The sequence below is a fragment of the Actinomadura alba genome, from assembly GCF_014323705.1.
Lineage (GTDB): Bacteria > Actinomycetota > Actinomycetes > Streptosporangiales > Streptosporangiaceae > Actinomadura_C > Actinomadura_C alba.
Genome location: NZ_JABVEC010000035.1, coordinates 67,442 through 74,321, shown reverse-complemented (window position 1 = coordinate 74,321; position 6,880 = coordinate 67,442). Strand labels below are relative to the sequence as shown.

Here is a 6,880-nt window from a genome sequence, read left to right as displayed (position 1 = left end):
CGCCGACCCCGCGCCATCCGGATCGGAGCGGCGTGATCAGGGCGACCTCAGTCCGGGCGGCTCATCTGCCGGCGAGTGATCCCGAACACGGTCACCATGCACAGCGAGGCGGCGAGCGCCTGCGCGGTCGTCGCGACGATGCCGAGATGCACGGCGAAGCGGGCCTCCGCGACCGTCTGGGTGTCGACCCGCGGAAAGACCCACATCAGGCAGAGGGCCGTGAGCAGAGCCGACCACCAGGCCGTGACGACCGCGGCGATCGCATGCCGCTCGGCGAGCCGGAACCGGCCGCTTCGCACCCACACGTCATAGACCAGCCGCGGCGGCAGCCACAGGTTCACCACCGGGCAGAACCAGCCGGCGATCACCCACACCCGCCGGTAACGCCGTGGCTCCGCGGCCCTGCGGTAGGCCAGCCACAGCCACGGCAGGTACAGCGCACCGGTCACCATCGCCAGCGTCATCGAGGTCGCGAGGACATCGGAGTACGGCGAGAGCATCCGCCCGATCGCGCCCGCGTCGTAGGAGTCGGCGGTGGCGCCGCCGAGGGTCCCGACGATCCGGGTCAGGCTGACGCCGGAACCCAGCGCGATGAAGGCGTTGAAGCCGAGCAGCATGAAGACCGCGACGCCGAGTGCCCGATAGTCACGGCGGCGCGCCAATGCGCCGCAGGCCGGGCACCGGTCGACCTGGGTGGGGATGATGTCGCCGCACAGCGCGCACTGCATGGCGCACCTCCGGAGGATCGCGACCAGGTCCTTCCCGGATACTACGTAGCTTTTACCGTGACCGAGAGGTCACAAGAGTGACTCCCGGATGGCGATGGCCAGCACCACCGACAGCGATGCCCACGCGGCCAGGCGCACGAGGCCCGCGCCCTCGGGATCGATCAGCCGCTGCGGGCGCGCTCCGGTGACCGCCACCAGCGCCCACCAGCCCGCGGTGGCCGCGATCGTGATCTGCAGCAGCCCGTACCCGATCAGCATGCTGCACAGCACGAACCCGCCGAGCGTGAGCGAGTGGGCGAACATCGACGCGCGCCGCGCCTGGCCGGTCAGCCCTCGCCAGAGACCGGCGGCGACCACCGCCCAGCCGCCCAGCGCTCCGCACCACAGCGCGGCGAGGGGCGCCGGCCCGAGAAACGCCGCGAGAAACGCCGCGAGGAACGATCGCACCGAAGCGGCTCACCGCGCTCCGGCGCGGGTGGCCGCTGCGGGGACTGTCACGGGGCGATTGTGCCAGTCCCGTGCTCAGCTCCAGCTGTAGCGACGCTCTGGGCGCCCCGAGCTGCCGTAACGCAGCCGTACCTCGGCCCTGCCGGTGACCACGAAATGCTCGAGGTAGCGGCGGGCGCTGACTCTGGCGAGCCCGGTGAGCGTGGCGCACTCGGTCGCAGACAGGTCTCCGGCGGCCTGCCGCAGTGCCTGCTCGACCAGCCGGGCGGTCTCGGCCGCCAGCCCCTTGGGCAGCTCGGACCGGGTGGAGCGGCCCGGGCGCACGGCACCGAAGACGCGGTCCACATCGCTCTGGGCCACCGTCGCCTGGGCCGCTGCGGACAACCGCCGATGGGCCTGGGCATAGCGTTCCAGCCGGTCGCGCAGGGCGTCGAAGGTGAACGGCTTGATGAGATAGTGCACCACGCCCGCCCGCATGGCCGTACGGATCGTGTCGACGTCCTGGGCGGCGGTCACCGCCAGCGCGTCCACTCCCGGGTACCGGCCCTCGCGCAGCCGGCGCAGCACCTCGAGACCGCTCATGTCCGGGAGGTAGACGTCGAGGAGCACCAGATCGGGCTCGAGCGACCGCACGGCGGCGAGGGCCTCGGAGCCGCTGTGCGCCTGGCCCACCACGGTGAATCCGGGCAGGCGCTCCACCATGCCCTGGTTGACGCGGGCCACCATGAAGTCGTCGTCGACGACGAGCACCCTGATCGCGCTGCCCGCCGGCGCATCGGACCCGCCCGGCCCGCTCATCGCCGCCCTCCGTTCATCCCCGCACCGCTCACCGGCCGCGCCGCCGGCTCGTCCCATCCGGTCCGGCGCCCGGCCTGGTCCGCCTCGCGCCGGGCCGGTGGGCGCTCCCGCACCGGCAGCCGGGCCGTGAACACCGCACCGCCGTCGTTGTGCACGGTGATCGAGCCGCCGCGCCGCGTGCAGATCATCCGCGCGATCGCCAACCCGAGGCCGCGCTCGTCTCCCCGCTTGGTGCTGAAGCCCTGGGCGAAAACCGCCTCGGCGGGTTCGGCCGCCACGCCGGGGCCGCTGTCACGGACACCGATCACCACGCTCGCGTCGTCGTCCCCGCCGGTGTCGCGGACCTCGAGCGTGATCCGGCCGCCCGGCGCGGCTCCGAGCGCGTCGAGGGCGTTGTCGATGAGATTGCCGGCGACCGTGACGAGATCGGCGGAGAGCTGTTCGTCCAAGCGGCCGAGGACGGACCCTTCCACGAGCGAGAACGCGACCCCGCGCTCGGCGGCCAGCGACGCCTTGGCGATCAGCAGTGCGGCCAGCGAGGGATCGGCGAGCCGGTCGGTGATCTGTGCGCTGAGCCGCTCGTGGGCCTGGCTGGTCCCGGTGACGAATCGCGCCACCTCGTCGTACTCTCCCAGCTCCAGCAGCCCCGAGATGGTGTGCATGCGGTTGGTGAACTCGTGCGCCTGCGCCCGGAGCGCGTCGCTGGTGTGCCGGGTGACGTCGAGTTCGCGGCGCAGCGCGACCAACTCGGTACGGTCCCGCAGCGTGATGACCCAGCCGAGGTGCCGGCCGCGCGACGACACGGGCATCCGGTTGAGGGTGAGGACCCGGTCGGCGAAGACGACGATCCGGTCCTCGCCCGGCTCGGTCAGCAGCTCGCGGAGCCGCCCCTCCAGGGGGTGCCCCACACAGTCGGCCGGCAGCCCGAGCAGCCGCACCGCCTCGTCGTTGGCCAGTGTCACCCGGTCGGTCAGGTCGACCGAGAGCACGCCCTCCTTGATCCCGTGCAGGACGGCCTCGCGCTGCTCGACCAGCCCGGCGATCTCCTGTGGTTCCATGCCGAAGGTCTGCCGCTTGATCCGCCGGGCCAGCAGGAACGATCCGGCCAGCCCGATCAGGCCGGCGATGCCGAGATAGATCAGCGCGTACGGGGTGGCCGCCCGCAACCGCTCCCACCACGTCGGATAGGTGCGGCCCGTCACCACCACGCCGACCAGGGTGTGCCGGTCGCCGATCACCGGGACATGGGCGATCAGGTCATGGCCGCGCACGCCCACCCAGGAGCGTTCGGGCGCGCCGCCCAGCGGCAGTGGGCGGCCGATCTGCGCGGGGTCGGGTGAGGCGATCACCCGCCGGTCGACGCCCACGATGGTGACGTACGACGCGCCGGACACCCCCCGTACGCCCTCGGCGATGGCGGCCACCGAGTCGCGGAAGTCGCGTTCCAGGCCGACGCGCAGCGCCGGGGTGGCCGCCGCCGTCTCGGCCACCGAGAGCAGCCGGCGTCCCTCGTTGCCACGGAACTGCTGATCGGCCTGGGCCAGCGAGAGCGCCGCCACGGCCGCGAGCACGACGACGATGATCGTGAGCTGAAGGGCGAGGAACCGCCCGGCAAGCGACAGTCGCACGTTCACCTCCTGGTTCGTCGCATAACGTGTGGCGGACAGTATGCGGCACGAGGTTCCCGCTCGGCCGTGAACACTACGACCACAACAGGCGTAGCGACCATAACGAGACTCCTGACCACAAGCGTGACGTGTATCTCAGAGTGCATCACTATCGCCGCAACACGAAACGCCGTGATAACACGGCCGAAACGTTTCGAGGTAGGAACATGCGAGGACTGAGAACGTTCGCGGCCACGGCCGTGGCCGTGGCACTCACGGTGACCGGCTGCGCGGGCTCGGGAAGCGACACGGCGGGCAAGCCGGTCACCGGGCTGCGGGTCATGGTGCCCAACACTCCCGGCGGCGGATACGACGTGACCGCCCGTACGGCGGCCAAGGCGGCCGAGGACGCCAAACTGGCCCGCAACATCGAGGTGTTCAACCTGCCCGGGGCCGGCGGCACGGTCGGCCTTGCCCGGCTCGTCAACGAGAAGGGCAACGGCAAGCTCGCGATGAGCATGGGCCTGGGTGTGGTCGGCAGCGTCTACACCAACAAGTCCAAGGCGACGCTGCAGCAGACCACCCCCGTGGCCCGGCTGCTCCAGGAGCCCGACATCATCGTCGTGCCGAAGGACTCGCGGTACAAGACCATCGGAGACCTGGTCAAGGCGTGGAAGGCCGACCCCGGCAAGCTCCCGGTCGGCGGGGGCTCCTCGCCGGGAGGCCCCGACCACCTGGCGCCCATGCTCACCGCGAAGGCCGCCGGGCTGGTCCCCAAGGACGTCAACTACGTGCCGTACGACGGCGGCGGTGAGCTGCTCGCCGCGATCCTGGGCAAGCAGGTCGCGTTCGGCGTCTCCGGCGTCGGCGAGTACGCCGACCAGGTCAAGGCCGGTCAGCTGCGGGTGCTCGCGGTGACCAGTGCCCAGCGGGTGCCCGGCGTCGACGCGCCCACGCTGAAGGAGTCGGGCATCGACGTCGAGTTCGTGAACTGGCGCGGCATCGTCGCCCCGCCCGGGCTCGACGCCAAGGAGATCGAGACGCTGCGTACCCTGGTGCGCAAGCTCCGTGAGTCCCAGCAGTGGAAGGACGCACTGGCCCGCAACGGCTGGACCGACGCCTACCTCGAAGGCGACCAGTTCGGTGCCTTCGTGCAGCAGGAGAACACACGGGTCGGCTCCGTCCTCAAGGACCTGGGGCTGGCATGATCGCGAGGCTTCGCGGCCACTCCGAGTACGGGGTGGCCGCGTTCCTCCTCGCCGTCGGCGTGCTCGTCCTCGTCGACACCGCTCGGATCTCGACCGACTTCACCCAGCGCGGTCCAGTCGGGCCCAAGGCCGTGCCCGCCGTCGTCGGCGTACTGCTGATCGTCGTTGCGGTGCTGCTCGCGGTCGACGTCATGCGCGGCGGCCGGGGCGAGGCCGAGGAGGGCGAGGACGTCGACCTGTCGCACCCGAGCGACTGGCGCACGATCGCCCTGCTGGCCGGGGCGTTCCTGGCCAACGTGGCGCTGATCGACCGCGCCGGGTGGCCGATCTCCGGGGCGGTGCTCTTCTGGGGCGGGACGTACGCTCTCGGCAGCCGGCGCTTCGTGCGCGACGCGCTGATCGCACTGGCCCTGTCGTTCGGCACCTATCTGCTCTTCGCGCGCGGCCTCGGCATCGGCCTGCCGGCGGGACTTCTCGAGGGGGTGCTCTGATCGGATGGACGCCTTCGGCAGTCTTCTCGACGGGTTCGCGACGGCGCTGACCCCCATCAACCTGCTCTACGCGCTGATCGGTGTAGCGCTCGGCACCGCGATCGGGGTTCTGCCCGGCATCGGCCCGGCGATGGCGGTGGCGCTGCTGCTGCCGGTCACCTTCGGGCTCGACCCCACGGCCGCGTTCATCATGTTCGCCGGCATCTACTACGGCGGCATGTACGGCGGCTCGACCACGGCGATCCTGATCAACACGCCGGGGGAGAGCGCCTCTGTGATAACGGCGCTGGAGGGCAATGCCATGGCCAAGCGGGGCAGGGCCGCCCAGGCCCTGGCCACCTCGGCCATCGGCTCCTTCGTCGCCGGGACGATCGCGACCGCGCTTCTGGTGATGTGCGCGCCGCTCGTGGTCAAGCTGGCGCTGAAGCTCGGCGCGGCGGACTACTTCGCGATCATGGTGCTGGCGTTCATTGCGGCGACGTCCGTGCTCGGTAAGTCACGGGTGCGGGGCTACGCGGCGCTGGCGATCGGCCTCACGATCGGCCTGGTGGGGCTGGACCCGCAGACCGGACAGCAGCGGCTGACCTTCGGCCTCCCGCAGCTCTCCGATGGGATCGACGTCGTCATCGTCGCGGTCGGGCTCTTCGCCGTCGGCGAGGCGCTGTGGGTTGCCGCGCACCTGCGCCGCCGGTCCGCCGAGGTGATCCCGGTCGGCCGGCCCTGGATGGGTCGGGAGGACTGGGCCAGGTCATGGAAGCCGTGGCTGCGCGGCACCGCCCTGGGGTTCCCGTTCGGAGCCCTGCCCGCCGGCGGGGCGGAGGTCCCGACGTTCCTGTCGTACGTGCTGGAGAAGCGGCTCTCGCGGAAGCCCGAGGAGTTCGGCAAGGGCGCCATCGAGGGGGTCGCCGGGCCGGAGGCCACCAACAACGCCTCGGCCGCGGGCACCCTCGTGCCCATGCTCACCCTCGGCCTGCCGACGACCGCAACCGCCGCGGTGATGCTGGCCGCGTTCCAGCAGTACGGGATGCAGCCCGGGCCGCTGCTGTTCGAGCGCGAGCCCGAGCTCGTCTGGGGCCTGATCGCGAGCCTGTTCATCGGCAACACCATGCTGCTGGTGCTCAACCTGCCGCTCGCCCCGCTGTGGGCCAAGCTGCTGCGCATCCCGCGTCCCCACCTCTACGCGGGGATCCTGGTCTTCGCCAGCCTCGGCGTCTACTCGGTCAACGCCTCGCCGGTGGACCTCGTGGTGATGTTCGTGCTCGGCCTGGTCGGCTTCGTGCTGCGGCGGTACGGCCTGCCGATCGTCCCCGTGATCATCGGCGTGATCCTCGGGCCGCGTGCGGAACAGCAGATGCGCCGGGCCTTCCAGCTCAGTGACGGCGACGTCACCGGGCTCTTCACCACGCCGTTCTCGATCACCGTCTACGCCGTCGTGGCGGTGGTGCTGTTCTGGCCGCTGGCCCGCCGGCTGGTCCGTCGCCGGCCGCCCACGACGTCGGAGCGGCCGCCGGAGACCCCGGAGTCCCCGGGGCCCGACGGGGGGCCGTCCGTCGGCACGTCACCCGCGCGCGAGGCCGACCGGCGAGGTCCAGCCGGATGAG

General features: G+C 71.6%; 7 protein-coding genes. 3 read left to right on the top strand and 4 right to left on the bottom strand.

Annotation, left to right across the window (positions count from 1 at the left end; all coding sequences use genetic code 11):
* Positions 1-47: 47 nt before the first annotated feature.
* The 4 genes from HKK74_RS31935 to HKK74_RS31920 all read right to left on the bottom strand — a co-directional run bounded on the left by HKK74_RS31935 (position 48) and on the right by HKK74_RS31920 (position 3,601).
* On the bottom strand, positions 48-728 hold the full coding sequence (locus HKK74_RS31935) for a DUF4328 domain-containing protein (protein WP_187247108.1): 681 nt from the start codon (positions 726-728) through the stop codon (positions 48-50).
* A 69-nt stretch (positions 729-797) separates the two neighbouring features.
* Positions 798-1,175 (bottom strand): hypothetical protein, encoded by a 378-nt coding sequence (locus HKK74_RS31930; protein ID WP_187247107.1) that lies wholly within the window; start codon positions 1,173-1,175, stop codon positions 798-800.
* A gap of 75 nt (positions 1,176-1,250) precedes the next feature.
* Positions 1,251-1,973: a response regulator gene (locus tag HKK74_RS31925; protein ID WP_187247106.1), complete on the bottom strand. Its 723-nt coding sequence runs from the start codon at positions 1,971-1,973 to the stop codon at positions 1,251-1,253.
* On the bottom strand, positions 1,970-3,601 hold the full coding sequence (locus HKK74_RS31920; RefSeq protein ID WP_312881995.1) for a sensor histidine kinase: 1,632 nt from the start codon (positions 3,599-3,601) through the stop codon (positions 1,970-1,972). The genes HKK74_RS31925 and HKK74_RS31920 overlap by 4 nt, the downstream gene beginning before the upstream one ends.
* Before the next feature lie 206 nt (positions 3,602-3,807).
* Here HKK74_RS31920 and HKK74_RS31915 point away from each other — a divergent pair, with 206 nt between their 5' ends.
* From HKK74_RS31915 to HKK74_RS31905, 3 genes are read left to right on the top strand one after another with little or no spacing between them, the layout of a single operon-like run.
* Complete coding sequence (locus HKK74_RS31915) at positions 3,808-4,788, top strand: Bug family tripartite tricarboxylate transporter substrate binding protein (RefSeq protein ID WP_187247105.1); 981 nt, start codon at positions 3,808-3,810, stop codon at positions 4,786-4,788.
* The gene (locus tag HKK74_RS31910) at positions 4,785-5,279 is read left to right on the top strand and encodes a tripartite tricarboxylate transporter TctB family protein (RefSeq protein WP_187247104.1); all 495 of its coding nucleotides are present in this window, start codon (positions 4,785-4,787) and stop codon (positions 5,277-5,279) included. The genes HKK74_RS31915 and HKK74_RS31910 overlap by 4 nt, the downstream gene beginning before the upstream one ends.
* A gap of 4 nt (positions 5,280-5,283) precedes the next feature.
* Positions 5,284-6,879 carry a tripartite tricarboxylate transporter permease gene (locus HKK74_RS31905; protein WP_187247103.1) on the top strand — a complete coding sequence of 532 codons (1,596 nt, stop codon included), beginning with the start codon at positions 5,284-5,286 and terminating at the stop codon, positions 6,877-6,879.
* The last annotated feature ends 1 nt before the right edge of the window (position 6,880 follow it).

Coding starts and splice junctions, on each gene's coding strand:
- HKK74_RS31915 (WP_187247105.1), top strand. CDS start 3,808: ATGCGAGGACTGAGAACGTTCGCGGCCACGGCCGTGGCCGTGGCACTC.
- HKK74_RS31935 (WP_187247108.1), bottom strand. CDS start 728: ATGCAGTGCGCGCTGTGCGGCGACATCATCCCCACCCAGGTCGACCGG.
- HKK74_RS31925 (WP_187247106.1), bottom strand. CDS start 1,973: ATGAGCGGGCCGGGCGGGTCCGATGCGCCGGCGGGCAGCGCGATCAGG.
- HKK74_RS31910 (WP_187247104.1), top strand. CDS start 4,785: ATGATCGCGAGGCTTCGCGGCCACTCCGAGTACGGGGTGGCCGCGTTC.
- HKK74_RS31905 (WP_187247103.1), top strand. CDS start 5,284: ATGGACGCCTTCGGCAGTCTTCTCGACGGGTTCGCGACGGCGCTGACC.